This window comes from Nocardia sp. NPDC055002, assembly GCF_053608825.1.
Map to the genome: position 1 here is coordinate 168,758 of NZ_JBSGWE010000003.1, position 26,694 is coordinate 195,451.

Sequence of the window (26,694 nt, forward strand, 5' to 3'; positions counted from 1 at the left end):
GACGGGCCCGGCTGCGGGCCCGTCGTCAGTACTGTCCGCGCAGGTGGGAAACGTCGCCGGCCGACACCGCCCGCTCACCGATGAGCAGCCGCCCGGTGTCGTCGACATCGCTCGCCACCCCGGTGAGTACCGTCCCGCCGGGGAGTTCGGCTCGCACTTCCATACCGATGGTGGCGCACCGCTCACGGTATTCGGCCACCAGATCGACGGTGTCCCAGCCCGACCGCTCCCACGCGGTGAAGCGGCGCGAGAACTCGGCCAGGATCGCCGCGACCAGCGCGGTGCGGTCGACGTTCTGCGCACCGGCCAAGCTCAGCGAAGTCGCGTGGGCGACAGGCAGTTCCGATTCGGCGAGGTCGACGTTCATCCCGATGCCGACCACCACCGCGGGCGCGATTCCGGTCGCGGCGACCTCGGCCAGGATGCCCGCGAGTTTGCGGCCGTCGAGCAGGACATCGTTGGGCCATTTCAATTCCGGTGCGACACCGGCCGTGCCGCGCAGCGCGTCGACCACCGCGATGCCGGTGAGCAGCGGCAACCAGCCGAGCGCGGCGGGGTCGATGCCGGGCAGGCGCACCAGGATCGACAACGAGATCTGCGCGCGGGGCGGACTCACCCACGCGCGGGCATGTCTGCCGCGACCGCTCACCTGTTCCTCGGCGAGCAGAGCCTGACGGTCGGCGGACGGGTCGGCGGCGCGAGCGACCAGGTCGGCGTTGGTCGATCCTGTCGATTCGACTACATCGATCCGGTCGTAGAACGACAGTCCCTGCGAGCTGCGCAGACGCGGTACATCGATGGGTGCCCTGTTCATTCTCGGCACGTTACTGGAGTTCTCTGTGAACGATCATGACCGTACCGAAATGGCGCTGTGGGCGTAGCCCATCCTCAGACTGCGCATGGCCGGAGCGAATGCGGAGGTACGCCTAGCTGGGGTTTCTCTACTGGCCGGTAAGCGAGACTGCCGTGGTGCGCGGAGGTGTCACTCGTTACACTCGCAACCCATGACGAGTGTCCAGCAGCAGCCCGCATCGGAATCGGCGGGCGCCCCCGATATCCACACCACCGCCGGGAAGCTGGCTGATCTGCGGAATCGGCTGGAAGAAGCGCAACACCCGATGGGTGAGACCGCGGTCGACAAGGTGCACGCCAAGGGCAAGATGACCGCGCGTGAGCGCATCCTCGCCCTGGTCGACGAAGGCTCCTTCGTCGAACTCGATGCCCTCGCCAAGCACCGCAGCGTGAATTTCGGCCTGGAGCACAACCGCCCGCTCGGCGACGGCGTCGTCACCGGCTACGGCACCATCGACGGCCGCGACGTGTGCATCTTCTCCCAGGACGTCACCGTGTTCGGTGGCTCCCTCGGCGAGGTCTACGGCGAGAAGATCGTCAAGGTGATGGACCTGGCGATCAAGACCGGCCGTCCGCTGGTCGGCATCAACGAGGGCGCGGGCGCGCGCATCCAGGAGGGCGTCGTCTCCCTCGGCCTCTACGGCGAGATCTTCCACCGCAACGTGCAGGCCTCCGGCGTGATCCCGCAGATCTCGCTGATCATGGGCGCCGCCGCCGGTGGTCACGTGTACTCCCCCGCGCTCACCGACTTCGTGGTGATGGTCGATCAGACCTCGCAGATGTTCGTCACCGGACCCGACGTGATCAAGACCGTCACCGGCGAAGAGGTCTCGATGGAGGACCTGGGTGGCGCGCACACCCACATGGTGAAGTCCGGTGTGGCCCACTACGTGGCCTCCGGCGAGCAGGACGCCCTCGACTACGTCAAGGACCTGCTGAGCTACCTGCCGAGCAACAACCGCGCCGAGTCCCCGCGCCACGCGCCCACCGACCCGATCAACGGGGCGATCGAAGATTCGCTGACCGACGAGGACATCGAGCTCGACACGATCATCCCGGACTCGCCGAACCAGCCCTACGACATGCACGAGGTCATCCGTCGTCTACTCGACGACGACGAGTTCCTCGAGGTCCAGGCCGAGCGCGCGATGAACATCATCTGCGGCTTCGGCCGGGTGGACGGGCGCAGCGTCGGCATCGTCGCCAACCAGCCGACCCAGTTCGCCGGCTGCCTCGACATCGACGCCTCGGAGAAGGCCGCGCGCTTCGTGCGCACCTGCGACGCCTTCAACATCCCGATCATCACCCTGGTCGACGTGCCCGGCTTCCTGCCCGGCACCGGCCAGGAATACAACGGCATCATCCGCCGTGGCGCGAAGCTGCTCTACGCCTACGGTGAGGCCACTGTGGGCAAGATCACGATCATCACTCGCAAGGCTTACGGCGGCGCCTACGACGTCATGGGTTCCAAGCACATGGGTGCCGATGTGAACCTGGCATGGCCCACCGCCCAGATCGCCGTGATGGGTGCCTCCGGCGCCGTCGGATTCGTCTACCGCAAGCAGCTGCTCGAAGCCGCCAAGAACGGCGACGACGTCGACGCGCTGCGCCTCGAGCTGCAGAACGAGTACGAGGACACTCTCGTGAACCCGTACGTCGCCGCCGAGCGCGGTTACGTGGACGCGGTCATCCCGCCCTCGCACACCCGTGGCCAGATCGTGTCGGCGCTGCGGCTCCTCGAGCGCAAAATGGTGACCATGCCGCCGAAGAAACACGGCAACATTCCGCTCTGAAAACGCGATATCCCGGATAGGCCGCGCACACTTGTTGTGGAACACAACTATTGATCGGCGCGGCCGCACCGGGAATGATCGCGGCAACCGCGCTGTGAAGCGAAGTAAGTGCAGGAAGGATCTGGCACTGTGACAACTGTGGCAGAAGAAGACGTGTTGACAGTCGCCGAGCTCGAGCTCGTCGTCGAACCGCTCGTCGAAGAGGTCGAACTGCCGGCGGGCACGGAGGCGCAAGCCCCCGTCGATGCCGCGGGGGAACCGCTGTTCCGCATTCTCAAGGGTTCGCCCACCGATCAGGACATCGCGGCGCTGGTCGCCGTCCTGAGCGCGGCGGCCGCCAGCGCACCCGTCGGCGGATCGAACGGACCGGCCGACGCGTGGGGCACATCGACGATGATGCATCGGGGCACGAACCCGTTCTCGCCGTACGTGTACCCGATGCTGTCGCACCTGCGCTGAGGTGACCGAAGCTGGTGCTGAGGTGACCGAAGCTGGTGCGGCGGTCACCGGAGCTGGTGCTGAGGTGACCGAAGCTGGTGCTGAGGTGACCGAAGCTGGTGCGGCGGTCACCGGAGCTGATGCTGTGGTGACCAGGCTGGTTCTGGCGTCAGCCTCGCCTGCCCGGCTCGGGATCCTGCGCACCGCGGGCATCGACCCCGTGGTGCAGGTCTCGGGCGTAGACGAGGACGCGGTGTCGGCGGCACTGCCCGCCGGTACCTCCTCGCACGATGTCGTCGTCGCCCTGGCTCGCGCCAAGGCGGCCGACGTCGCCGCGTCGATTCCCGAATTCAGTGCCGACTGTGTCGTCGTCGGCTGCGATTCGATGCTGCTCGTCGACGGGCAGCTCCAAGGCAAACCGCACACCCCAGAGGTGGCGCGCGAGCGCTGGGCCACGATGGCGGGCCGCAGCGCGGATCTGATCACCGGGCACTGCGTGCTGCGGCTGCGCGACGGCGAGATCGTCGCCGAGTCGGCCGAATGCAGCAGCACCACGGTGCATTTCGCGAAGCCGACACCGGACGAGCTCGATACCTATATCGCTTCCGGTGAGCCGCTGAAGGTCGCCGGCGCGTTCACCCTGGACGGGCTGGGCGGCTGGTTCGTCGACCGGATCGAAGGCGATCCGTCCAGCGTCATCGGGATCGGATTACCGCTGTTGCGCCGACTGCTCGAAGACGTCGGCGTCGGTGTCACGCAACTGTGGCGGGACCCGCGGGACTGACGGCGCGACCACGTGCTGATCCCCCGGCTCCACGGCCGGGGTGCGGTCGGGCGCGGTCATCGTCAGATCGAGCCGGGCCGTGCACAGCTCGGGCTCGACGAAGGGGTGCAGCTGCACGTCCACCCGGCCACGGGCGCCGTTGCGTTCGAGCACCTCCCGCATGAGGCCCATGTGCACACCGCACACTACCTCGGCGTGTGAGCGGGCCAGTTCCCGCAGCGGGCAGGCCGTCAGGTTGATCTGGACGTGCTCCGAGGTCTCACCGGCGGGTTCCTTCTCGGGTGCGAACCCGAGCTCCGACATCAGCGACATGGTGATGTCCCTGGCGTCGGCGAGGGTTTCCACCGGCTGGGTACCGATGTCCATCCGGGCACCCCAGGCGCGACCTGCGGCCACGGCGGCGGCGGAACGGGCGACCGGGTCGGGACCGAGATGGTCGGCCAGTACCTGCGCGAGCTCCTGATATCCCACCGAGCGCTGCACCGCGCGATAGCCGATGCGCGGGCGGCCGCGGCCGCGTGGCGGTTGCTGGAACTGACGAACCAGCGATTCACGGGTGAGGACGTCGAGGTGGAATCGGACGGTGGTGACGTGCTGTCCGGTGATGCGGGCCAGTTCCTGGGCATCGAGGGGCTCGGTGGCGCCACGTAGGATCGCGAGCAGTCGCCGTCGCGGCCAAGAATCGGACATAGCTCACCCCTCCTCTCCAGAGACTTTATCGGACATCCGTGCGCTTTATTCGCCCATTGTGTCGATTCGTGATGTGCCACCACACACTTACCATCGGCTGCGACCACACAGTGGTCGCACCCACCCAACTCGCGTGAAGGACCACACCGTGCCCGTCGCCCCGGATCCGCACCCCGCCTTCGGTTCCTACGCAGTCCCGCATCGATTGGTAACCACAGAATGGCTGTCCGCAAACATCGGCGTGCGTGGTTTACGAATCATCGAGTCCAACGATGACATCCTGCTCTACGACATCGGCCATGTTCCAGGCGCGGTCAAGATCGACTGGCGCGGCGACCTGAGCGACCCCGTGACCCGCGATTATGTCGACGGCAGGCGCTTCACCGAACTGATGCGCGCCAAGGGTATCGAGCGCGACGACACGATCGTGATCTACGGCGACCGCGGCAACGCCCAGGCCGCGCACACCGCCTGGATCTTCACCCTGTTCGGCCACGAGGACGTACGGCTGCTCGACGGCGGCCGCGACGCCTGGATCTCCGAGGAGCGCGACACCACGTTCGACCAGCCCTACCCCACGCCCAGCGACTACCCCGAGGTCACGCGCGACGACACGACCGCCCGCGCGTTCCGCGAGGACGTACTGGCCAGACTCGGCAAACCCCTCGTCGATGTGCGCTCGGCGCAGGAGTACTCCGGCGAACTCGAGGACAAGCCGCTCAACCAGGAGTACGCCGCCCTGCGTGGCGGGCACGTGCCGACGGCAGTGAACATCCCGTGGACCGAGGCCGCCACCAACGACGGCCGCTTCCGCTCACGCGCCGACCTGGACGAGGTCTACGGCGCGCTTCCCGCCGACGACCTGGTCGTGTACAGCCGGGTGGGCGAGCGGTCCAGCCACACCTGGTTCGTCCTGACATTCCTGCTCGGCCGCAGGTCGGTGCGTAATTACGACGGATCGTGGATCGAATGGGGCAACTCGGTGCGGGTACCGATCGTGACGGGCACCGAACCAGGTGTCGCGAATCGGATCATTTGAAACATGTTCACATCACTGGACGCCGCGTAGTGTGACCTGCGACCTACTCGACAGTAGGGCTAGCCGAGTTCGAGCAGGGTTGGCACACTGCCTACACTCGCCCGAGACGAAAGTTGTCGATACCGGGCACGGGGCCTAACCGGCGACCCGTTCCCCGACGCGACCAAAGATTGCACACAGGAGGCTCAGTGCCCAGCCATGCCAGCGCACGGATCACGAAGGTACTCGTAGCTAACCGCGGCGAGATCGCGGTTCGCGTGATCCGGGCTGCCAAGGACGCGGGAATCACCAGCGTCGCGGTGTACGCCGAGCCCGATGCCGACGCTCCCTTCGTGAAGCTCGCCGACGAGGCGTTCGCCCTCGGCGGTCAGACCTCTGCCGAGTCGTACCTCGTGTTCGACAAGATCCTCGACGCCGCGGCCAAGTCCGGCGCCGACGCGATCCACCCCGGTTACGGTTTCCTCTCCGAGAACGCCGACTTCGCCCAGGCCGTCATCGACGCCGGGCTGATCTGGATCGGCCCGTCGCCGCAGTCCATCCGCGACCTCGGTGACAAGGTCACCGCGCGCCACATCGCCGAGAAGGCGAAGGCGCCGATGGCCGCGGGCACCAAGGACCCGGTCAAGAACGCCGACGAGGTCGTCGCGTTCGCCAAGGAATACGGCGTCCCGGTGGCCATCAAGGCCGCCTTCGGTGGCGGTGGCCGCGGCATGAAGGTCGCCCACACCATCGAGGAGATCCCCGAGCTGTTCGAGTCGGCGACCCGTGAGGCCATCGCCGCCTTCGGTCGCGGCGAGTGCTTCGTCGAGCAGTACCTCGACAAGGCCCGCCACGTCGAGGCGCAGGTCATCGCCGACCAGCACGGCAACGTGGTCGTCGCCGGTACCCGCGACTGCTCGCTGCAGCGCCGGTTCCAGAAGCTCGTCGAGGAGGCGCCCGCGCCGTTCCTGTCCGACAAGGTGCGCGCCGCGATCCACGAGTCGGCCAAGCGCATCTGCCGCGAGGCGGGCTACTACGGTGCGGGCACCGTGGAGTACCTGGTGCAGGGCGAGACCGTGTCGTTCCTCGAGGTGAACACCCGCCTGCAGGTGGAGCACCCGGTCACCGAGGAGACCGCGGGCATCGACCTGGTGCGTCAGCAGTTCGCGATCGCCAACGGCGACGAACTGTCGATCAAGGAAGACCCCACCCCGCGTGGCCACTCGTTCGAGTTCCGGATCAACGGTGAGGACGCCGGTCGTGGCTTCCTGCCCGCTCCCGGCCCGGTGAACGTCTACCGCGAGCCCTCGGGCCCCGGTGTGCGCGTCGACTCCGGTGTGGTCCAGGGCAGCGTCATCGGTGGTCAGTTCGACTCGATGCTGGCCAAGCTGATCGTCACCGGCGAGAACCGTGAGCAGGCGCTGCAGCGTGCCCGCCGCGCACTGGCCGAGTTCGACGTCGAGGGCCTGGCGACGGTGATCCCGTTCCACCGCGCGGTCATCGAGGATCCGGCCTTCATCGGCGACGGTGAGAAGTTCGACGTCTACACCAAGTGGATCGAGAACGAGTGGAAGAACACCGTCGAGCCGTACACCGCCGGCGGCGCGGCCGACGATGACGACGACGATCTGCCCCGGCAGAAGGTTGTCGTCGAGGTCGGTGGACGTCGCGTCGAGGTGTCGCTGCCCGGTCAGTTCACCCTCGGTGGCGGTGCGGCCGGTTCGGCAGGCAACGGTGTGGTGCGCAAGAAGCCGAAGGCGCGCAAGCGTGGCGGCGCCGGTGCCGGTGCCGCGTCGGGTGACGCGGTCACCGCGCCGATGCAGGGCACCGTCGTGAAGGTCGCGGTCGAAGAGGGCCAGACCGTCGAGGCGGGTGACCTGATCGTGGTGCTCGAGGCCATGAAGATGGAGAACCCGGTCAACGCGCACAAGGCCGGTGTCGTCACCGGGCTCGCCGTCGCGGCGGGTGCGGCGATCACCCAGGGCACGGTCCTGGCGGAGATCAAGTAGGTAACAGCTGTACACAACGGGCGTCGGTCTCCACGGACCGGCGTCCGTTGTCGTTCGTCGAGCGGCCCGAGGAACTGAGCTGACGGATTACCGCCCGGCAGCGTGAGACGAATCAGTGAACGGGCGCGGAAGATCATGCGTCTCGCCCGGCTGAGCGACCGGCTTCTGTCGTATCGTGGATCGGGTGACCAGTACTGCGCACACCGATCTGGACCCGCTCTCGACGCCGGGTTCGGCAACGGTGGCCGAGGTCATCCAGGCTCGCCGGGAAACCGGTAGCCGCACCGACGGCAATCGTCTCGCGCTGGTGATCGAGGGCGGTGGCAGCCGCGGTGTGTATTCCAGCGGCATGGTGCAGGCGCTCGAGGAGCTGGGTCTGGCGAAGGTGTTCGACGCCGTGTACGGCACGTCGGCCGGGGCGATCAACGGCGCCTGGTTGCTGTGCGGGCGCGCGGCGACGGGGATGCGTTCGTGGACCGATCCGGCGATCATGCGCCGCGTGGTCGATCCGGTACGCATCTTCCGCGGTCGCCCCGTCTTCGATCTGCACTATCTCGTGCATCGCGTGTACGACGGCATCGAACCGATGGACTTCCCCGCGATTCTGGCGAACCCCACCACCTTCCACCCCATCGCGACCGATATCCGCACCGGGCAGTCGGTGGACCTCGGGCCCTACATCACCGACAAACAGAGCCTCATGACGGCGTTACGGGCCTCTGCGGGCCTTCCCCTGCTGGCGGGACCACCGGTCGCCCTCGCGGGTGGCAGCTATTTCGACGGCGGCCTCACCGAAACCGTCCCGATCCGCACCGCCGTGGCCGCGGGCACCACCCACGCCCTGGTCCTGCGCACCCGCCGGACCGATGAGGTCCGCCCGCCCGCGCCGCTGCTGCATCGGGTGGTCGGCGGCGGTTACATGCGTGCCATCGCCCCCGGTGCGTTCCGGGCGTGGAACAAGCGGCCGGGTCAGCAGGCGATGGAGGACAGCTACCTCGACGGCCTCGGCGACCACGTCCTCCAGATCCACCCACCCGCCGGTTCCCCGGCCATCGACAGCGCGGCCCGCGACACCGACCTGCTCACCCGCGCCCTCGACATCGGCCGCACGGCCGTTCATTCCCTGCTCGGTGGCGGCACCCTCCGCACGGCATGACCCGGCGGCCGAACCACTAGGCTGCTCGCGTGGAACCGATCGAGATCAACGCAGGGTCCTGGTATCTGCGCGCGCTGCGCGCCGACGAGCGCATCGACGACCGACCCGCGCTGGCCGACGGCGGCATCACCGATCCCGGCTACGTGGCCACCCGGTCGGCGCAGTGGGCGGACGAGTCGCACTTCTCCTGGGCAGTCTGCGTTCCGACGACGGCCGAGATGGTCGCCGAGATCGGCGTGACGCCCGGCCCCGACGCCACCGCGGCGGTGACCGGCTGGGCTCGTCCCGGCGAGGACGAGGCACTGGCCGCCGGCCTGGCATCGGTCCACCGCTTCGTCACGGGCGCGCTCGGACTGACCGCCGTGTCCGCCTGATCACTGCGCCGCATCTGCCGACCGGGTCCTGCGATCACGGACGAGTGAAGACGGAAGTGGGCCGACGGCAATCGTGCCGCCGGCCCGGCCCGGAAATCCGGTGAGTTACCGGCGTTCTCGCGTGAGCACCGCGTCGAGGGCGTCGACGGCCTGACTCAGCTCGTCCTCGGTGACAGTCAGCGGCGGACGGAAACGGATGCCGCGCTCTCCTGTGCCGAGCAGCAGCACATGCTCACGTTCGCGCAGTTCCGTCACCACCCGATCGCGCAGCTCCGGCGTCGCCAGCGTCACCGCGCACATCAGCCCACGGCCACGCGCCTCACTGACCATGTCCGGATGCGCGACGGCCAGTGTGCCGAGCCGGTCGAGCAGGAACGCGCCGAGCGGTTCCACACCCTCGATCAGCCGATCCCGTTCCAGCACTTCGAGAATGCGCCGGGTGCGCACCATGTCGGTGAGGTTGCCACCCCAGGTGGAGTTGAGCCGTGAGCTCACCCGGAAGACATTGTCGACCACCTCGTCGACCCGGCCGCCCGCCATGATTCCGCAGATCTGGGTCTTCTTGCCGAAGGCCACCACATCGGGCGCGACATCCAATTGCTGGAAGGCCCAGGTGGTTCCGGTCAGGCCGACGCCGGTCTGCACCTCGTCGAGGATGAACAGCGCGTCGTTGGCGTGACACAGCCGCTGCATGGCGGCGAGGAATTCCGGCCGCAGATGACGGTCACCGCCTTCGCCCTGGATCGGTTCGGCGATGAAGCAGGCGATGTCGTGCGGGTTGTCGGCGAAGGCCTGTTCGGCCTGGGCCAGCGCCCGCGCTTCGAGGGCTGCGATGTCGGCACCCGCGAAAGTGTGCGGTGTGTCGATGCGCGGCCAATCGAATTTCGGGAATCGCGCGGTCTTGACCGGGTCGGTATTGGTGAGCGACAACGTATAACCGCTGCGCCCGTGGAAGGCGCCGGTCAGGTGCAGCACCTTGGTACCGAGTTCCGGTGCGCGGCCGTGCGATTCGTTGAGCCTGCTCTTCCAGTCGAAAGCGACTTTCAGCGCGTTCTCCACCGCGAGCGCGCCACCGTCGACGAAGAACAGGTGCGGCAAGCGCGGATCACCGAGCACGCGAGCGAAGGTGTCGACGAAGCGTGCCATCTCGACGGTATAGATATCGGAGTTGCTCGGCTTGTTCAGTGCGGCGTTGGCCAGCTCGGCGAGAAAGCCCTCGTCGCCGGCCAGCGCGGGATGGTTCATCCCCAGTGCGTTGGAGGCGAAGAAGCCGAACATGTCGAGATAGCTGGTGCCGTCACGTTCGTCGACGAGCGTGCGACCGTGCGATTCGTGTAGGTCGAGCACAAGCTCGAAACCGTCCGCGAGGATGTGCGAGGACAGGATCTCGTGGACCCGGTCGGCGGGGATGACCGCCGCGCCAGGGCGCTCCAGTTCGATGGTCATGAAACCGACGATACGCAAATATTTACGGAAGTTCTACGGAATCACGAATCAAATTACGGAAGATCACTACCTGTCATAGAATGTCTGCAGGATGATGGTGCTGCGGGTGTGCACGTTGGCCGTGGCCCTGATCTCCTGCAGCAGATGTTCCAGATGCCGAGGCGAGGCCACCCGCACCAGCAGGACGTAGCTCTCCTCGCCCGCCACCGAATGGCACCCCTCGATGCCGGGGATGTGCTGCAGTAGGGCGGGCGCGTCATCGGGCTGGGACGGGTCGAGAGGAGTGATCGCGACGAACGCCGACAACAAGTGCCCGAGCGCTTCGGGGTCCACCTGCGCCGCGTATCCGCGGATCACGCCCCGCGCTTCGAGCCTGCGCACGCGCGATTGCACCGCGGAGACCGAGAGACTGGCCTTCTCCGCCAGATTCGACAATGTGGCGCGGCCGTCTGCCATCAGTTCTTTGATCAATAGTCGATCGATGTCATCGAGCTGGGGTCGAGCCGGTGTATCCGCCATCAGCGAAGGCTAACGCAGCGTGGGGCTCGCGCGGGGAAAACTTCTTTCCGTTCCCCACCGAATTCTCCCGAACTTTTCCGTGAGTCGTACCAAACAGCAGAAGGTGAGCAGAGTACCGATGACGCAGACCGTGAACTTCTCCGAGCAGCTCTCCCTGCGAGCCAGGGCGCTACTGCACGGCCTCGGCGCCGCTGCGCCGGAGCCCGGCCCGCTGCTGGCGCGCACGCCGATCTCCGGCGGTGTCCTGTTGCCGCTGGCCGTCGACGCCCCCGCCGACGTGGATGCCGCGATCGGCCGCGCCGCAACCGCGTTCGAGGCGTGGCGCACGGTCCCCGCGCCGGTGCGGGCGGGCCTGGTGCGCAGGCTGGCCCAGTTGCTGGTGGCCCATCAGGAGGAGCTGGCGGAGCTGGTGACCCTGGAGGCGGGCAAGATCGGCCCCGAGGCGCTGGGCGAAGTGCAGGAGATGATCGACGTCTGCGAGTTCGCGATCGGGCTCTCGCGCCAGCTCTACGGCGCCACCATGCCGTCCGAACGTCCCGGCCATCGGCTCATGGAGACGTGGCATCCACTCGGTGTCGTCGGGGTGATCTCGGCGTTCAATTTCCCTGTCGCGGTGTGGGCCTGGAACACCGCGATCGCCCTGGTGTGCGGCGACACGGTGGTCTGGAAGCCGTCGGAGACCACGCCGTTGACGGCGCTGGCCTGCCACACGCTGCTGCGTCGCGCGGCGGTCGACGTGGGCGCGGATCCCGAAGTGCACCAGCTGATCCAAGGGGACGCGACCGTCGGCTCGGCGTTGGTCGACGACGGCCGGGTCGCCCTGGTGAGCGCGACGGGCTCGGTGCGGATGGGCGCCACCGTCGCCCCGCGGGTGGCCGGGCGTTTCGGTCGATGCCTGCTCGAGCTGGGTGGCAACAACGCCGCGATCGTCGCGCCGAGTGCCGATCTGGAACTGGCGGTGCGTGGCATCGTCTTCGCGGCGGCGGGGACAGCGGGCCAGCGGTGCACCAGCCTGCGACGGTTGATCGCGCATCGTTCGATCGCCGACCAGCTGGTCGAACGGCTGGCCGCGGCGTACAGCCAACTGCCCGTGGGTAATCCACTCGACGACGGCGTCCTGGTCGGGCCGCTGATCAACGAGCGCGCCTTCGCCGGGATGCAGAAGGCGCTGGTCGGGTCGGTGGCCGAGGGCGGCGACATCATCTGCGGCGGTGAGCGAGTCGAGACGCTCGGACCCGACGCCTACTACGTGCGGCCCGCCCTCGTCCGCATGCCCGCGCAGACCGAGCTCGTGCGCGAGGAAACCTTCGCGCCGATTCTGTACGTGCTGACCTACGACGAACTCGACGAAGCCATCGCCTTGAACAACGGTGTGACCCAGGGACTTTCCTCGTCGATCTTCACCCTCGACCAGCGCGAGGCCGAACAGTTCGTCGCCGGTTCCGACTGTGGCATCGCCAATGTCAACATCGGGACATCGGGCGCGGAGATCGGCGGCGCGTTCGGCGGGGAGAAGAACACCGGCGGCGGCCGGGAGTCGGGCTCCGACTCCTGGAAGGCCTACATGCGCCGGGCCACCAACACCGTCAACTACTCCACCGAACTCCCGCTCGCGCAAGGCATCCATTTCGGCTGATCAGGCAGGCGATTTCGCCTTCCGACCCACCCCGTGTAAAGTGGTATTTGCAACGCGGGATGGAGCAGCTCGGTAGCTCGCTGGGCTCATAACCCAGAGGTCGCAGGTTCAAATCCTGTTCCCGCTACTACGAAGAAGGCCCCGGAGTTTCGACTCCGGGGCCTTCTTCGTTATCCGTTGCCGAGTCGCAGGGTCCAGTTCCCCCGGTAGTGCAGCCGGGTGACGCTCGCGGGCGGAACATCCATGCGCCAGAACGACTTCGCCGGTGCGTCGAGCACCACGAGCAGCGCGGCGCGCACCACGGCGGGGTGCGTCACCGCCACGGTGTTACGACCCGACGAGGCGATCTCGGCCAGCCAGAAGCGCACCCGCTCGACCAGATCGGTGATGGATTCCCCACCGTGCCCACGGAATTCGGGGTCGGTGAGCCAGGCGAACAACTGGTCCTGAGCGAGTTTGCCCATCTCACTGCCCCGCCACGACCCGGCATCGAGGTCCCGTAATCGCACGTCCTGTTCGCCGACCAGGCCCAATTCCTCCGCCGTCTCGCGAACCCGCCGCTCCGGTCCTGTCCGCACCAACGCTTCATCGAGCGGCACACAGGCACGCACAGCGGCCCGCCCCGACTCGTCAAGGGGTTCATCGACAGGAAATCGCGCCTTACGTACCGCCTCGGTAAGGCCATGGCCGACAAGGTCGACTCTCAGCACCGTTTGCACGAGAGTCGAGGGTAGCGACGAATGCGATCCACGCCACAACCCGGGCCGGGCGCCTCCCCGGTCATCGGCGTGTTCGCGCTGGTCGGGGCGCATGATGGCGACGAAGTTGTCGGTGGGTCGGTGCACACTTGGTGCTATGGATCGGTTCTCCCCCGCGACAGCACAGTGGTTCGACGGCGCCTTCCCTGCTGCCACGTCGGCCCAGCTCGGCGCGTGGGACGCGATCGCCGCAGGCGAGAACACACTGGTGATCGCGCCGACGGGGTCGGGCAAGACCCTGTCCGCGTTCCTGTGGGCCATCGATCAGCTGGCTCACCGGGACCCACCCGAGCCGGGAGCGTCCCGGGGCACGTCGGTGCTCTATGTGTCGCCGTTGAAGGCGCTGGCTGTGGATGTGGAACGCAACCTGCGGGCGCCCCTGGTAGGAGTGACGCAGACGGCGAAACGGCTGGGGCTCGACCCACCGGATATCTCGGTGGGGGTGCGCTCCGGCGACACCCCGCCCGCCCAGCGCCGGGCGATGTTGCGCACCCCACCGGACATTCTCATCACGACCCCCGAGTCGTTGTTCCTGCTGTTGACCTCGGCCGCTCGCGAGACGCTGGCCCAGGTCAACACCGTGATCGTCGACGAGGTGCACGCCATCGCCGGGTCGAAGCGTGGTGCGCACCTGGCATTGTCGCTGGCCCGGCTGGATCAGCTCACCGACAAGCCCGCGCAACGGATCGGGTTGTCGGCGACGGTGCGCCCGCCCGAGGAGGTCGGGCGATTCCTGGTCGGGAACGCGCCGATCACCATCGTGCGGCCGCCCGCACCGAAGACCTTCGACCTGTCGGTGCGGGTGCCGGTGGCCGATATGACCGATCCGGGAGGCGACTCCGATCAGCCGGGTTCGATCTGGCCGCATGTCGACGAGGCCATCGTCGACCTGGTGCTCGAGCATCGGTCCTCGATCGTGTTCGCCAACTCCCGGCGGCTCGCCGAACGGCTGACCGCGCGGCTCAACGAGACCTATGCCGCCCGTCTCGGCGAGCCGGTGGAGACCGAGCACAAGCCACCCGCCCAGCTCGGGCCGTCCACCGAGGTGATCCACGGGGCCGAGCACCTGTTGGCGCGCGCCCATCACGGGTCGGTCAGCAAGGAACAGCGCGCCATCATCGAGGACGACCTCAAGACCGGTCGGCTGCGCTGTGTGGTGGCCACCAGCAGTCTCGAGCTCGGCATCGACATGGGCGCGGTGGACCTGGTCGTCCAGGTGGAGGCGCCGCCCTCGGTGGCCAGTGGTCTGCAACGGGTCGGTCGGGCCGGGCACCAGGTGGGTGAGATCTCGCGGGGCGTGCTGTTCCCCAAACACCGCACCGACGTGATCCACTGCACCGTCGCCGCCCAGCGCATGCTCACCGGTGAGATCGAGAAACTCCAGATCCCCGCGCACCCGCTCGACATCCTCGCCCAGCAGACGGTGGCGGCCTGCGCGCTCGAATCCATCGACGTCGACGCCTGGTTCGATCTCGTCCGCTCCACCGGCAGCTACGCGAATCTGCCCCGCTCGGCCTACGAGTCGGTGCTCGACCTGCTGGCCGGGCGCTATCCGTCCGACGAGTTCGCCGAACTACGTCCGCGCGTGGTGTGGGACCGCGACGCGGGCACCATCACCGGCCGTCCCGGCGCCCAGCGCCTGGCGGTGACCTCCGGTGGCGCGATCCCCGACCGTGGGATGTTCGCGGTGTTCATGGTGGGCGAAAAGGCTTCGCGGGTGGGTGAACTCGACGAGGAGATGGTCTACGAGTCGCGCGTGGGCGATGTGTTCGCGCTGGGTGCGACCAGTTGGCGGATCGAGGAGATCACCTTCGATCGGGTGCTGGTGTCACCGGCGTTCGGGCTGCCCGGCCGGCTGCCGTTCTGGCACGGTGACGGGTTGGGCCGGCCCGCTGAATTGGGCGCCGCGCTGGGCGAATTCGTTCGCACGGCCGGTCAGGTATCAGCCGACGAGTTGTCTCGGATCGTGGCGGACATGGGCTCCGGCACCGTGCTGACCACGGCCGACGCCACGTCGAAAGTTCCCGAGCCACTGCCCGAACCCACGAAGCCGACCCCGAGCTCGAAGAAGGCCGGGCGCACCGCCGAGCAGAGCAAGCCCGCGGTACGGCTCGAGCAGTTGGTGCGCACCGCCGGACTCGATCAGAACGCGACAGCGAATCTGGTCGGCCTGCTCGAGGAACAGCGCAGTGCCACCGGCCAATTGCCGACCGATCGGACGCTGGTCGTGGAACGATTCCGCGACGAGCTCGGCGACTGGCGCCTGGTGCTGCACTCGCCCTACGGCACCCCGGTCCACGCACCGTGGGCGCTGGCGGTGGGTGCGCGCCTGCAGGAACAGTTCGGCATCGATGCCGCCCCGACCGCCTCCGACGACGGCATCGTGGTGCGCCTGCCCGATACGACCGACCAACCACCCGGCGCCGAACTGTTCGCCTTCGAACCCGACGAGATCGACGACATCGTCACCGAACAGGTGGGCGGCTCAGCTCTTTTCGCGTCCCGCTTCCGCGAATGCGCCGCCAGAGCGTTGCTCCTGCCGCGCCGCGACCCCGGCAAGCGCGCACCGCTGTGGCAGCAGCGGCAGCGCTCGGCCCAATTGCTGGACGTGGCACGCAAATTCCCGCAGTTCCCGATCCTGCTGGAAACCGTCCGCGAATGTCTGCGCGACGTATACGACCTGCCCGCCCTGCGCGACCTGCTCACCAAGGTGGCCCGTCGCGAGATCCGCCTGATCGAGGTCGAGACCGCGAGCCCGTCGCCCTTCGCCGGCGCTCTGCTGTTCTCCTACATCGGGCAATTCCTCTACGACGGCGACAGTCCACTGGCCGAACGCCGGGCAGCCGCGCTGGCTTTGGACTCCAGCCTGCTCGCCGAACTCCTCGGCCGCGTCGAGCTGCGCGAACTCCTCGACCCCGCCGTCATCACCCTGACCGAGCAAGAACTCCAGCGCCTCACCCCCGAGCGCCTGGCCCGCGACGCTGAAGGTCTGGCCGACCTGCTCCGTCTACTCGGTCCCCTCACGCCCACCGAAGCCGCAGCACGCTGCGTTCCCCGCCCCGGCACCGCATCCGCAGCGCGCCACGGCGAAGCGATGGACACCGGCGCCCACTCACCCGACGAACCCTCACACAGCACGCCGGATGAAAGACTCGAGTCCGCCCGCGGCGACCTGCTCGCCGATTCCGACGCACCGGCGTGGTTCGCGGAACTGCGGGATTCGCGACGGGCGCTGGAGGTTTCGTTCGCAGGTCGTACCTGGTGGGTGGCGGTCGAGGACGCCGCTCGGCTGCGGGACGCGCTCGGCGTGCCCTTGCCGATCGGAGTGCCCGCGGCGTTCATCGAACCGGTCCCCGATCCGCTCGGCGACCTCGTCGGGCGCTACGCGCGCACTCACGCACCGTTCACCACCGCCGCGGTCGCCGACCGCTTCGGCCTCGGAACGGCCGTCGCCGCGACAGCGCTGCACCGCCTGCTCGCCGAGAAACGCGTGGTGGAAGGTGAATTCACGCCGGACACCGCCGGCGGCGAGTGGTGCGACGCCCAGGTCCTTCGCCGTTTGCGCCGCCGTTCACTGGCCGCCGCGCGGCACGAGGTCGAGCCGGTGTCCACCGCCGCGTTCGCGCGGTTCCTGCCGTCCTGGCAACACGTCGGGTCCGGCGAGCTACGCGGTGTCGACGGCGTGGCCACAGTAGTGGAACAGCTTGCGGGCGTACCGATCCCGGCCTCGGCCTGGGAATCGCTGATTCTGCCCACCCGAGTGCGCGACTACTCCCCCGCCATGCTGGACGAGCTGATGGCGACCGGTGAGGTGGTGTGGTCGGGCCACGGCGCGATCACCGCCCGCGACGGCTGGGTCGCCCTCCACCTCGCCGACCAGGCACCCTTCACCCTGCCTCCCGCCGACGAGATCGACCCCACCGACATCCAGCTCGGTCTCCTGGCCGCACTCGGCGCGAATCTGGAACCGTGGCCGGTGGTCGATCTCGACGCACCCGATCCCGGCGCCGCGAACCCTGTCCAGCGGCTGCCATCCACCTTGCGCGGCGGCGGCGCCTATTTCTTTCGCCAACTCGCCGACTCCGCGGGCTTGCTCGACGACAAAGCCGCCGGGGAGGCCCTGTGGCAGCTGGTCTGGGCCGGCTATGTCTCCGGTGACACCTTCGCCCCGGTGCGCGCCCTGCTGTCCGGTACTGCCCGCGCCACCACCGCGCACCGCACCCCGCGCCGCTCGCCCCGCGGCCGCGCGTACCTGCCGCGACCGGCGATGCCGACCCGATCCGGTCCGCCCACGCTGGCCGGACGCTGGTCGATCCTGCCCGAACGCGTGCAGGACAACACCGTTCGCGCCCATGCCACCGCCGATCAACTGATCGAACGCTACGGCGTGCTGACTCGCGGTTCGGTACAGAACGAAGGGATAGCCGGCGGTTTCCAGCTGATGTACCGCGTGCTCACCGAGTTCGAGGACCGCGGCCGGTGCAGGCGCGGCTATTTCGTCGACACGCTCGGCGGCGCCCAGTTCTCCACCACCGACACCGTCGACCGCCTGCGCTCGTTCGACACCGACCGTGACACCATCAGAGCGGGCGTCGCGCTCGCCCTCGCGGCATGCGACCCCGCCAACCCCTACGGCGCCGCGCTACCGTGGCCGAAGGGCGACGCCGAGGGCGGTCACCGGCCGGGCCGCAAAGCGGGCGCGTTGGTGGTTCTGGTCGGCGGCGAACTGGTGCTCTACTCCGAGCGCGGCGGCAAGACTCTGCTCAGCTTCACCGAGGACGTCGGCCTGCGCCGGGCGGCAGCGTTCGCGCTGGCCGGGCTGGTACGCGATCGCCGGGTCGACAGCTTGGTGATCGACAAGATCAACGGAGACACTGTGCACGGCAACCTCTTCGCCGAAGTACTGATCGAAGCCGGTTTCTCGATGACCCCCAGCGGTCTGCGGCTGCGCAGGCAGGTGTAGCCGAATGCCAGAGGGCGACACCGTCTTCCGCGCCGCGCAGCGCCTACGCACGGCGTTGGCCGGTAAAACGCTCACCCGCAGCGATTTCCGGGTTCCGCGGTACGCCACCGTGGATCTGGTCGGCGAACGGGTCGAGGAGGTCGTGAGCTACGGCAAGCACCTGTTCATCCGCACCGACCGCGTGAGCGTCCACACCCACCTGAAGATGGAAGGCGTGTGGCGGGTGTTCCACCGCGGCCAGCGCTGGACCAAACCCGCGGTCACCGCGCGAGTGGTGCTTGCCAACGACGAGGTCGAGGCAGTCGGCTTCTCGCTCGGCAAGGTTCAGGTGCTGCTGCGCGCCGACGAACACACGGTCATCGACCACCTCGGCCCCGATCTCCTCGGCCCGGATTGGGATGCGGCCGAGGCTTTGCGCAGGCTCACCGAGTACCCGCGTCGCGCCGTCGGTCTCGCCCTGCTCGACCAGCGCAATCTGGCGGGCATCGGCAACATCTACCGCAGCGAGATCTGTTTCCTGCGCAAAGTCCACCCCGTTACCCCGGTCGGCGACATCCCCGATCTCGTGGCGCTTGTCGACGAAGCTCACCGTGTTCTCGGCAAAGCCGCACACCAACCACCATGGCGCGCCATGGTCTACGGCCGCACTCGCCGTTCCTGCCCCCGCTGCGGCACCCCGATCGCGTCCCAGTTGCTCGGCGAAGACGACCCCGCCGACCGCATCACTCAACGCGAACGTGGCATCTTCTTCTGCCCACGCTGCCAGCCCAGCCCGTGAGCTCACCTCGCCCGTGTGTGCTCACAGCCCGCAGCGCCCCGGTCCGATGGCTCAGCGGTCCTGCGGCACCGGTTCCAGCAACTGCGGACGCGGCTCCGGAGCGGCTGCCCGCAGCGCGTCGGCCGATGTGTCGTCGGGTTGGGTCTGCGATTCGATCTCGGCCCGTACGCGCGCCTGGTACGTGGACACCTCGCGGTCGATATCCTCCGCGTCCCACCCGAGAACGGGCGCCACGAGGTGGGCGACCTGCTCGGCGCAGTTCGCGCCGCGATCGGAATATTCGATCGAGATGCGGGTGCGACGGGCCAGGATGTCGTCGAGGTGCAGCGCGCCTTCCGCGGCCGCGGCGTAGACCGCTTCGACCTGGAGGTAGGCCGGTGCGTCGGTAATCGGTTGCAGGAGTTCGGGTTTGCCCGCCGCCATTGCGAGCACCTCGTCGACCAGCGAGCCGTAGCGGTCGAGCAGGTGCGTCATCCGGTACGGGTGGATGCCGTAGTGCTCGGCGAGCTGCACGGTCTGGTTGACCAGCGCGAAGTAGCCGTCGGCGCCGAGCAGCGCCACCTTCTCGGTGATCGACGGCGAGACGCGTGCCGGAATGTCTTGTGCGGCTTCGTCCATCGCGTCCGCCGCCATCACCCGGTAGGTGGTGTACTTGCCGCCCGCGATGCTCACCAGTCCGGGCGCGACCCTGGCCACGGCGTGCTCGCGCGAGAGCTTGGACGTGTCGTCGTTCTCCCCCGCCAGCAGTGGGCGAAGGCCCGCGTAGACGCCGTCGATATCGGCGTGCGTGAGCGGGGTCACCAGCACCTCGTTGACCCGGTCGAGCAGATAGTCGATATCGGCCTTGGTCGCCGCGGGATGGGCGAGGTCGAGATTCCAGTCGGTGTCGGTGGTGCCGACGATCCAGTGCGCGCCCCACGGGATGATGAACAGCACCGAGGTGGTGGTGCGCAGGATTATCGCGGCATCGCTGACGATGCGATCGCGCGGCACCACGATGTGCACACCTTTGGACGCGCGCACATGGAATCGGCCGCGTTGCCGCGACAGACTCTGCACCTCATCGGTCCACACACCCGTCGCGTTGATCACCACATTCGCGCGCGCCTCACCGGTGCGCCCGTCCTCGGTGTCGCGCAGCTTCACCCCCACGACCCGGTCGGCTTCGCGCAGAAACCCGACGACCTGCGTGGAGGTGCGGATGACCGCACCGTAGTGCGCGGCGGTGCGGGCGACCGTCATGGTGTGGCGGGCGTCGTCGACGACGGTGTCGTAGTAGGTGACGCCGCCGATCATCGAATCCCGGCGCAGGCCGGGGGCGAGCCGCATCGCGCCGTGCCGGGTCAGATGATGCTGTCCTGGAACGGATTTCGAGCCGCCCATGGTGTCGTACAGGGTCAGGCCCGCGGCGACGTAGGGCCGCTCCCACACGCGATGTGTCAGCGGATAGAGGAACCGCAGCGGCTTCACCAGGTGCGGTGCGAGCGTCGACAACGCCAGCTCACGCTCCTTCAGCGCTTCCCTGACCAAGCCGAATTCGAGCTGTTCGAGGTAGCGCAGGCCACCGTGGAACATTTTGGACGAGCGGCTCGACGTGCCCGACGCGAGATCGCGGGCCTCGACCAGCGCGACCGACAGCCCCCGTGTCGCGGCATCGAGCGCGATACCGGCGCCCACGACGCCGCCGCCGACGACCAGGACGTCGAACTGATCCTTACCCAGCCGTTCCCAGGCGGTCCGCCGATGTTCGGGCCCCAGATCGCCGGGTCCGAGCCGATCCCTTTTCCCGCCCGCGACCAGCTCTCCCGGGTGCAGGAACGGAAACTCCGGTGTCTGCGACATGCTCGACTCCTCGCCGCCGGCCGATTCCGGCCGGTCCCAGCCGACAGTTGGGGCAAACGCCGCGTTCCCGGCGCCGCTGCGTACAGGCTAAACGTAGTCCGCACTCGTCGCTGGGGACGTGCGCGGCGAGGCGTGGGCCCGAAATTCGTCGCCGACCACAAATCTTGCGGTCGCCGGCTCCGCTTTCGGTAACCTGCATCAATGCGTCGCTATGTGGCTGCCATCGATCAGGGCACGACTTCGAGTCGGTGCATCATCTTCGATCGGCAGGGTCGGATCGTCGGAACCGCGCAGCGCGAGCATCGGCAGATCTTTCCCAAGCCCGGCTGGGTGGAGCACGATCCGGCGGAGGTGTGGCGCAATACCGAGTCGGTGCTCGGCGCTGCGCTGGGCAACAGCCGGTGTTCGGCCGGGGATCTGGCCGCGGTCGGGATCACCAATCAGCGTGAGACCACCGTGGTGTGGGATCGGGCGACCGGCGATCCCGTGTACAACGCGATCGTGTGGCAGGACACGCGCACCGATCAGCTGTGCACCGAACTCGCGGGTGAGCAAGGGCCGCAACGCTATGCGGACCGCACCGGCCTGCCGCTGTCGACCTATTTCGCCGGGCCGAAACTGCGCTGGATCCTTGACAATGTCGACGGCGTACGGGCGCGCGCCGAGGCAGGCGACCTGTGTTTCGGCACCATGGACAGCTGGGTGCTGTGGAAGCTGACCGGTGAACACCTCACCGACGTCACCAACGCCTCACGGACCATGCTGATGGATCTTCGCACCCTGCGATGGGATCCACAGATCTGCGCAGATTTCGACATTCCGATGTCGCTGCTCCCGCAGATCCGCAGCTCGTCAGAGGTCTACGCCGACATCACCGCCGGTCCGTTCGAGGGTATTCCGGTCGCGGGCATTCTCGGCGACCAGCAGGCGGCCACCTTCGGCCAAGCGTGCCTGTCCCCCGGCGAAGCCAAGAACACCTACGGCACAGGCAATTTCATGTTGCTCAACACCGGCACCACGCCGGTGTTCAGCAAGCACGGCCTGCTCACCACCGCCTGCTACCAACTCGGTGACACGCCGGCGGTGTACGCCCTCGAAGGCTCGATCGCCGTCACGGGCTCCCTGGTCCAATGGTTGCGCGACAACCTCGGCATCATCTCCTCCGCCGAAGAGGTGGAACCCCTGGCCCGCAGCGTCGACGACAACGGTGGCGCCCACTTCGTCCCCGCCTTCTCCGGCCTGTTCGCCCCCCGCTGGCGCCCCGACGCCCGCGGCGTCATCGCTGGCCTGACCCGCTTCGTCACCAAGGCCCACTTGGCCAGGGCGGCACTGGAATCCACCGCCTTCCAAACCCGCGAGGTAGTCGACGCCATGCGCGCCGACGCCGCCGCCCAGCACCTCGACCTGGAACTCACCACCCTCAAGGTCGACGGCGGCATGACCGGCAACAACCTCCTCATGCAATTCCAAGCCGACATCCTCGACGTCCCCGTAGTCCGCCCGGTGGTCCGCGAAACCACCGCCCTCGGCGCCGCCTACGCCGCCGGCCTGGCCGTCGGCTACTGGTCCGACCTCGAAGACCTCCGAGCCAACTGGATAGCCGACCAGACCTGGACCCCTTCGATGTCCGAAGAGGAACGCACCCACCGCTACGCCGACTGGAACAAGGCCGTAGAACGCACCTACAACTGGGTCTGAGGATTCCACCTCGGTTGAGTCACCGGGCGTGGGAAGTTCTGTTCCGGTGCGCGCCGGTCGCTAGCCGATCGCCGACGACAGCCTGTCGACCGCTTCGGTCAGGGTGGCCTCGTCGGAGGTGGTGAAGCACAGCCGCAGGGAATTGTCGGCGGTATCGGTGACGGCGAAGGCTGCGCCGGGGACGTAGGCGACGCCGGAGTCCAGGGCGGCGGGGAGGAGGGCGGCGGTGTTGGTGTTGTCGGTGAATTCGGCCCAGATGAACATGCCGCCGGTGGGGTCGGTGCACTGGAGGCGGTCGGCGAAGGTGGCACGGAGGGCGGTGGTCAGGGCGCGGGCTCTGGTGCCGTAGGTAGCGCGGATCGCATCGATGTGGGCTGCCAGCCACGTGGTGTCGGTCAGCAGGTCGGTGGTGATCTGCTGGGTGAGCGACGAGCCGCAGAGGTCGGCGCCTTGTTTGAGGAGTTCCACTGCGCGGGAGACTCTTTCGGGGGCGATCATCCAGCCGACGCGCAGGGCGGGAGACAGGATCTTGGAGACGCTGGAGAGGCGGATCACCTGGGGCGAGTACGAGGCCACCGGCGCGGGGGCGGGCTGGTCGAACCACAGTTCGCCGTAGGGGTCGTCTTCGATGACCCAGAAACCGTGCGCCTCAGCGAGTTCCGCGAGCCGGCGGCGGCGTTGCGGTGCGAGGGTGACGCCGCCGGGGTTGTGGAAGTTCGAGACGGTGTGGACGAGCGCGGGACGTTCGCCCGCGGCCAGCAGGTCCTCGAGGATGTCGAGCCGCATGCCGCCGGAATCCAGAGGGACGGCGACGATTCGGGCCCCTGCGGCTCGAAACACTTGCAGCGCACCGACATACGCGGGATCCTCGACGATCACGAGGGCGCCGGGGTCGAGGAGCACTTCGGCCAGGAGCGAGAGCGCTTGCTGGGAGCCGTGGGTGATGAAGACTTCGGCGACGGGCACCGAGCGGCCGATCGCGGCGGATTCCCGGGCCGCGATCACCTCGCGCAGCGCGGGCCAGCCGGACGACTCCGTGTACTGCAGCACGGCGGGGTCGCTCAGTGCGGTCTCGGCGGCGAGGGCGATGCGGTCACGCGGCATCAGCGCCGCGTCGGGCAGCCCACCGGCGAGGCTGATGATGTCGTCGCGGGCTGTGAGTTTGAGCAGATCCCTGATCGCCGAGCTCTGTATACCGGCGAGCTTGCCCGCCAATGCTGGAATTGTCAGCGACATGGGAACCTCCGGGGACGCCGAGAGAAGCAATCATCCTACGATTGCATATCGTCCACCAGAATGTGAAATTGTTGTCTCATACAATGAGACCCTACCGCGCGGTGATGGACTTGACCTGCCACTTTCCGTCGGTGTTCGTGGTGATGATCTCCTGCTTGTAGACCACGGCCGAGCCATCGGGGTGCATCTCGCGCAGTTCGACGTCGTAGCGGCCCACGCTGGTTTCGCGCATCTTCACGCAGTGAGTGGTGCCCGCGGGGATCTGACCGTCGATCGCCTGCTGGATGGTCTCGGCGGGTGAGATGTTCTCGGCGTCGGGCGCCACGAACTCACGCACCTTCGCCCCGGAACGGTCGGTGTAGAAGGCGTACTGGAAGCCGAGGATGGCCCTGGCGCCGGTGCTGGTGTCGCCCGGTCCGTTGCCCACGGTCACCGACTGTTCGGCGACGGACTGGCACTCGGTGCCCGACGCGATCGAGGGAACCGGCGCGGCCGTGACACCGGGATCGGCGCCGCCACCGCGCTTGACCAGCCCGATCGTCAGGACCAGCGCCACCACGAGCAGAACCGCCGCGGCCACACCGCCGATGATCCAGCGCAGGCGCTTGTTGTCGGGTTCCTTCTCCACCGGCGCCGGGGTGGCCGGCGTCTTCGGCGCGAGACGGCGCGCGATCGGGTCGTCGGCCCACGACAGGCCGGGTTCGGACGGCGGCTTGGGAATCCCGCCGTCATCGTCGGGGTTGTCCCACCACGCCTTGTCGGCGGCGGGCCTCGGCTTGTCGGGAACCAGCGGAGTGCGGGAGCCCTCGGGCGGCCGCACCGTGTCCGCGGCGGGACCGCTGTCGCGTGACGGCGGCTGCGGCGCAGGATCTTTGGAGCCGGGGCGACCGCGACGGATCACCTCGGTGAGTTCGCGACCGGACGTCACCGGCACGGAATCACCGAAGACCGAGTCGCCGAAGACCGAACTCTCACCGCGCGGCGGCTCACCACCGAAACGCACAGTCGGGTCGGCGGCGGGCGGGCCACCGGGAGTGGGTCCGCCGAACGGCGCGGGAGGACCCGGACGAGCGGGCGGTGGCGTCGCTACCGCGTCACCGAAGACGGAGGTCGGCGCGGAACGGCGACCATCGGGCAACCGAGGCGGCGCTTGGCCGCTCCCCGGCACCGGGCCTTGATCTGTCGGCGTGGAGCCCGAAGGCGGAGCCGAGAGCCGCGCGGGCGGACCGGGCGGCACCGGGCCGGCGAACGGACCGGCAGGCGGCGGAGCGACGGGCGGCTGACCGGCGACGGGCCCACCGAACGGACCCGGCGCGGGCGCACCGGCCGGCGGACCGAACGGGCCCGGCGTGGGTGCGCCGGAAGGCGGTTCGGCCGGTCGCCAACCCCGCTCCGGAACCCCGGACGGCGCGGGCGGAGGCGTGGCGGGAACGGGCCCACCGAAGCCGGCGTCATCGACCGGCGGCCCGAAATCTCCTACGGGAGAGCCGAAATCCGCGGCCGATCGTTGTCGATCGCCGCGTTCGTTCTCGTCGCCCTCGGTGCCCAAGTCCAATCCTTTCCCGGGACACACGTGTGGGGCGGTCGAAGGCGACCGCCCCACACGACATACTGCGTGTCAGTACTGGATCGAGCCACCCCACTGGGTGTTCACACCCGCGACGTTCACCGTCTGAAGCAGCTCCCCCGGCACGGGCAGTGTAGCCTTCGCGGCCGCATCGAGCGCGGCGTTGCCGCCCGGCTGCGCCTTGATCCAGTTCTCCACCGCGGCCTTGGCCAGGTTGGCCTGCGTGGTGTCGAGCACCGTCACGGTGGTGTTGTCGCTGCGGCCGTCGCCACCGTTGAAGGTGGTGACCTTGACCTCGTTCGCGCCGACGTACTCGACCGAGATACCGGCGTCACCGAAACCGCCACCCGGCGTCCGGTAGCCGACCGTGCCGACGTAGCCCGAGGCGTTGTTGTAGTGATGGGTGTTCGCCAGGATTCCGGCACCGTCGACGGTGACGCCGATTTCCTGACGCGGGCCCTCCATCTCGACGACGGGCGCGGCGGGCGCGTTGGCCAGGCGCGGCGCCTGCCAGGCCGGCTCCTTCGGCTCCTGGACGAGGGTGTCCGGAGACTCGACCTCGGCCTCGGTGCCGGTCCCGGTGCCCTGACCGGACGGCACGGTGGGCTGCGTCTGCTGCTGGCCCGGCGTGGCGCCCGGCTGAGTCGGCGTGGTGCCCGTCTCCGGCTTGGTGGTGCCCGGCTGGTCGGGCGTCGCGCCCGCGCGCTCCGGCTGGACCGCAGGCTGCGCCTGACCGGGGACCGGCAGCGGCGCGACACGGGGGCTGGTGACGCCCGGCTGGCTCGGCGTCGGCTTGGCGGGGGTGCCCTGCTCCGGCTGACCGGGCGCGGGGCTGGTGACACCCGGCTGGGCCGGCGTCGGCTTGGTCTCGCCCGGCTTCGTCTGACCCGGCTTGACGTTCTCCGGGGTTTCCGTTTCCGGGGTCTCCGGAGCTTCTACTTCACCCGAAGGCTGGCCCGGCTGCGCAGGAGCCGGAGTCGCGGGCGTGGTCGGCTGGTCACTGGGGACCGCGCCGGCCGGAGCCGCGAGGAGGGTTGCCACGGCTGCCGCGGCGGCCAAAGGCAACGACGTGCTTGCCATCGCTCGCTGCGCCCGACTCGGCTTACGATGCTTCACTTTTCGTAATCCCTTTCCCGG

General features: G+C 68.4%; 20 protein-coding genes and 1 tRNA gene. 12 read left to right on the plus strand and 9 right to left on the minus strand.

What is annotated here, in order from left to right:
• Nucleotides 1–25: 25 nt before the first annotated feature.
• Nucleotides 26–814, minus strand: a complete 789-nt coding sequence (locus ACWF99_RS13080; protein ID WP_378635586.1) for a biotin--[acetyl-CoA-carboxylase] ligase — start codon at nt 812–814, stop codon at nt 26–28.
• A 190-nt stretch (nt 815–1,004) separates the two neighbouring features.
• On the opposite strand from ACWF99_RS13080, the gene ACWF99_RS13085 reads away from it, so the two are divergent.
• The 3 genes from ACWF99_RS13085 (at nt 1,005) to ACWF99_RS13095 (ending at nt 3,867) form a co-directional block, all read left to right on the plus strand.
• Nucleotides 1,005–2,645 carry an acyl-CoA carboxylase subunit beta gene (locus ACWF99_RS13085; protein ID WP_378635583.1) on the plus strand — a complete coding sequence of 547 codons (1,641 nt, stop codon included), beginning with the start codon at nt 1,005–1,007 and terminating at the stop codon, nt 2,643–2,645.
• A 129-nt stretch (nt 2,646–2,774) separates the two neighbouring features.
• Nucleotides 2,775–3,104 (plus strand): acyl-CoA carboxylase epsilon subunit, encoded by a 330-nt coding sequence (locus tag ACWF99_RS13090; protein ID WP_378635581.1) that lies wholly within the window; start codon nt 2,775–2,777, stop codon nt 3,102–3,104.
• A gap of 127 nt (nt 3,105–3,231) precedes the next feature.
• On the plus strand, nt 3,232–3,867 hold the full coding sequence (locus ACWF99_RS13095) for a nucleoside triphosphate pyrophosphatase (protein ID WP_452536600.1): 636 nt from the start codon (nt 3,232–3,234) through the stop codon (nt 3,865–3,867).
• Here the strand turns inward: ACWF99_RS13095 and ACWF99_RS13100 are convergent.
• Nucleotides 3,793–4,557, minus strand: a complete 765-nt coding sequence (locus ACWF99_RS13100; RefSeq protein ID WP_378635579.1) for a helix-turn-helix transcriptional regulator — start codon at nt 4,555–4,557, stop codon at nt 3,793–3,795. The genes ACWF99_RS13095 and ACWF99_RS13100 overlap by 75 nt on opposite strands.
• A 148-nt stretch (nt 4,558–4,705) precedes the next feature.
• Here ACWF99_RS13100 and ACWF99_RS13105 point away from each other — a divergent pair, with 148 nt between their 5' ends.
• From ACWF99_RS13105 to ACWF99_RS13120, 4 genes are all read left to right on the plus strand, one after another.
• A complete protein-coding gene (locus ACWF99_RS13105; protein ID WP_378635809.1) occupies nt 4,706–5,596 on the plus strand; it encodes a sulfurtransferase in 891 nt (296 codons plus the stop codon).
• Nucleotides 5,597–5,784: 188 nt separating this feature from the next.
• Entirely contained in the window at nt 5,785–7,584 is a 1,800-nt protein-coding gene (locus tag ACWF99_RS13110) for an acetyl/propionyl/methylcrotonyl-CoA carboxylase subunit alpha (protein WP_378662281.1), read from the plus strand.
• Between the two features lie 184 nt (nt 7,585–7,768).
• Nucleotides 7,769–8,740, plus strand: coding sequence for a patatin-like phospholipase family protein (locus ACWF99_RS13115; protein WP_378635574.1), 972 nt, complete (start codon nt 7,769–7,771; stop codon nt 8,738–8,740).
• A 29-nt stretch (nt 8,741–8,769) separates the two neighbouring features.
• Nucleotides 8,770–9,114, plus strand: a complete 345-nt coding sequence (locus ACWF99_RS13120; protein WP_378635571.1) for a hypothetical protein — start codon at nt 8,770–8,772, stop codon at nt 9,112–9,114.
• Between the two features lie 105 nt (nt 9,115–9,219).
• Here the strand turns inward: ACWF99_RS13120 and lat are convergent, their stop codons facing one another.
• Both lat and ACWF99_RS13130 read right to left on the minus strand, forming a co-directional pair.
• Entirely contained in the window at nt 9,220–10,560 is a 1,341-nt protein-coding gene (gene lat, locus ACWF99_RS13125) for an L-lysine 6-transaminase (protein WP_378635569.1), read from the minus strand.
• Between the two features lie 66 nt (nt 10,561–10,626).
• Nucleotides 10,627–11,079, minus strand: a complete 453-nt coding sequence (locus ACWF99_RS13130; protein WP_056818059.1) for an Lrp/AsnC family transcriptional regulator — start codon at nt 11,077–11,079, stop codon at nt 10,627–10,629.
• A 118-nt stretch (nt 11,080–11,197) separates the two neighbouring features.
• Here ACWF99_RS13130 and amaB point away from each other — a divergent pair, with 118 nt between their 5' ends.
• Entirely contained in the window at nt 11,198–12,715 is a 1,518-nt protein-coding gene (amaB, locus tag ACWF99_RS13135) for an L-piperidine-6-carboxylate dehydrogenase (RefSeq protein WP_452536037.1), read from the plus strand.
• 53 nt (nt 12,716–12,768) lie between these two features.
• A tRNA-Met gene (locus ACWF99_RS13140) sits at nt 12,769–12,842 on the plus strand.
• 43 nt (nt 12,843–12,885) lie between these two features.
• Here ACWF99_RS13140 and ACWF99_RS13145 read toward each other — a convergent pair.
• A complete protein-coding gene (locus ACWF99_RS13145; protein WP_378635806.1) occupies nt 12,886–13,527 on the minus strand; it encodes a histidine phosphatase family protein in 642 nt (213 codons plus the stop codon).
• Nucleotides 13,528–13,570: 43 nt separating this feature from the next.
• Here ACWF99_RS13145 and ACWF99_RS13150 point away from each other — a divergent pair, with 43 nt between their 5' ends.
• Entirely contained in the window at nt 13,571–18,436 is a 4,866-nt protein-coding gene (locus ACWF99_RS13150; RefSeq protein ID WP_452536039.1) for an Lhr family ATP-dependent helicase, read from the plus strand.
• A 4-nt stretch (nt 18,437–18,440) separates the two neighbouring features.
• Nucleotides 18,441–19,214, plus strand: a complete 774-nt coding sequence (locus ACWF99_RS13155) for an Fpg/Nei family DNA glycosylase (RefSeq protein ID WP_378662270.1) — start codon at nt 18,441–18,443, stop codon at nt 19,212–19,214.
• A gap of 51 nt (nt 19,215–19,265) precedes the next feature.
• On the opposite strand, the gene glpD is transcribed toward ACWF99_RS13155, so the two are convergent.
• On the minus strand, nt 19,266–21,056 hold the full coding sequence (gene glpD, locus ACWF99_RS13160; RefSeq protein WP_378662267.1) for a glycerol-3-phosphate dehydrogenase: 1,791 nt from the start codon (nt 21,054–21,056) through the stop codon (nt 19,266–19,268).
• A gap of 201 nt (nt 21,057–21,257) precedes the next feature.
• Between glpD and glpK the strand changes: the two genes are divergently transcribed.
• The gene (gene glpK / locus ACWF99_RS13165) at nt 21,258–22,754 is read left to right on the plus strand and encodes a glycerol kinase GlpK (protein WP_378635556.1); all 1,497 of its coding nucleotides are present in this window, start codon (nt 21,258–21,260) and stop codon (nt 22,752–22,754) included.
• Nucleotides 22,755–22,814: 60 nt separating this feature from the next.
• On the opposite strand, the gene ACWF99_RS13170 is transcribed toward glpK, so the two are convergent.
• From ACWF99_RS13170 to ACWF99_RS13180, 3 genes are all read right to left on the minus strand, one after another.
• Nucleotides 22,815–23,990, minus strand: a complete 1,176-nt coding sequence (locus tag ACWF99_RS13170; protein ID WP_452536040.1) for an aminotransferase-like domain-containing protein — start codon at nt 23,988–23,990, stop codon at nt 22,815–22,817.
• 91 nt (nt 23,991–24,081) lie between these two features.
• Nucleotides 24,082–25,539, minus strand: a complete 1,458-nt coding sequence (locus ACWF99_RS13175) for a hypothetical protein (protein WP_452536041.1) — start codon at nt 25,537–25,539, stop codon at nt 24,082–24,084.
• A 69-nt stretch (nt 25,540–25,608) separates the two neighbouring features.
• Nucleotides 25,609–26,637, minus strand: a complete 1,029-nt coding sequence (locus ACWF99_RS13180) for a hypothetical protein (protein WP_378635540.1) — start codon at nt 26,635–26,637, stop codon at nt 25,609–25,611.
• Nucleotides 26,638–26,694: the final 57 nt, after the last annotated feature.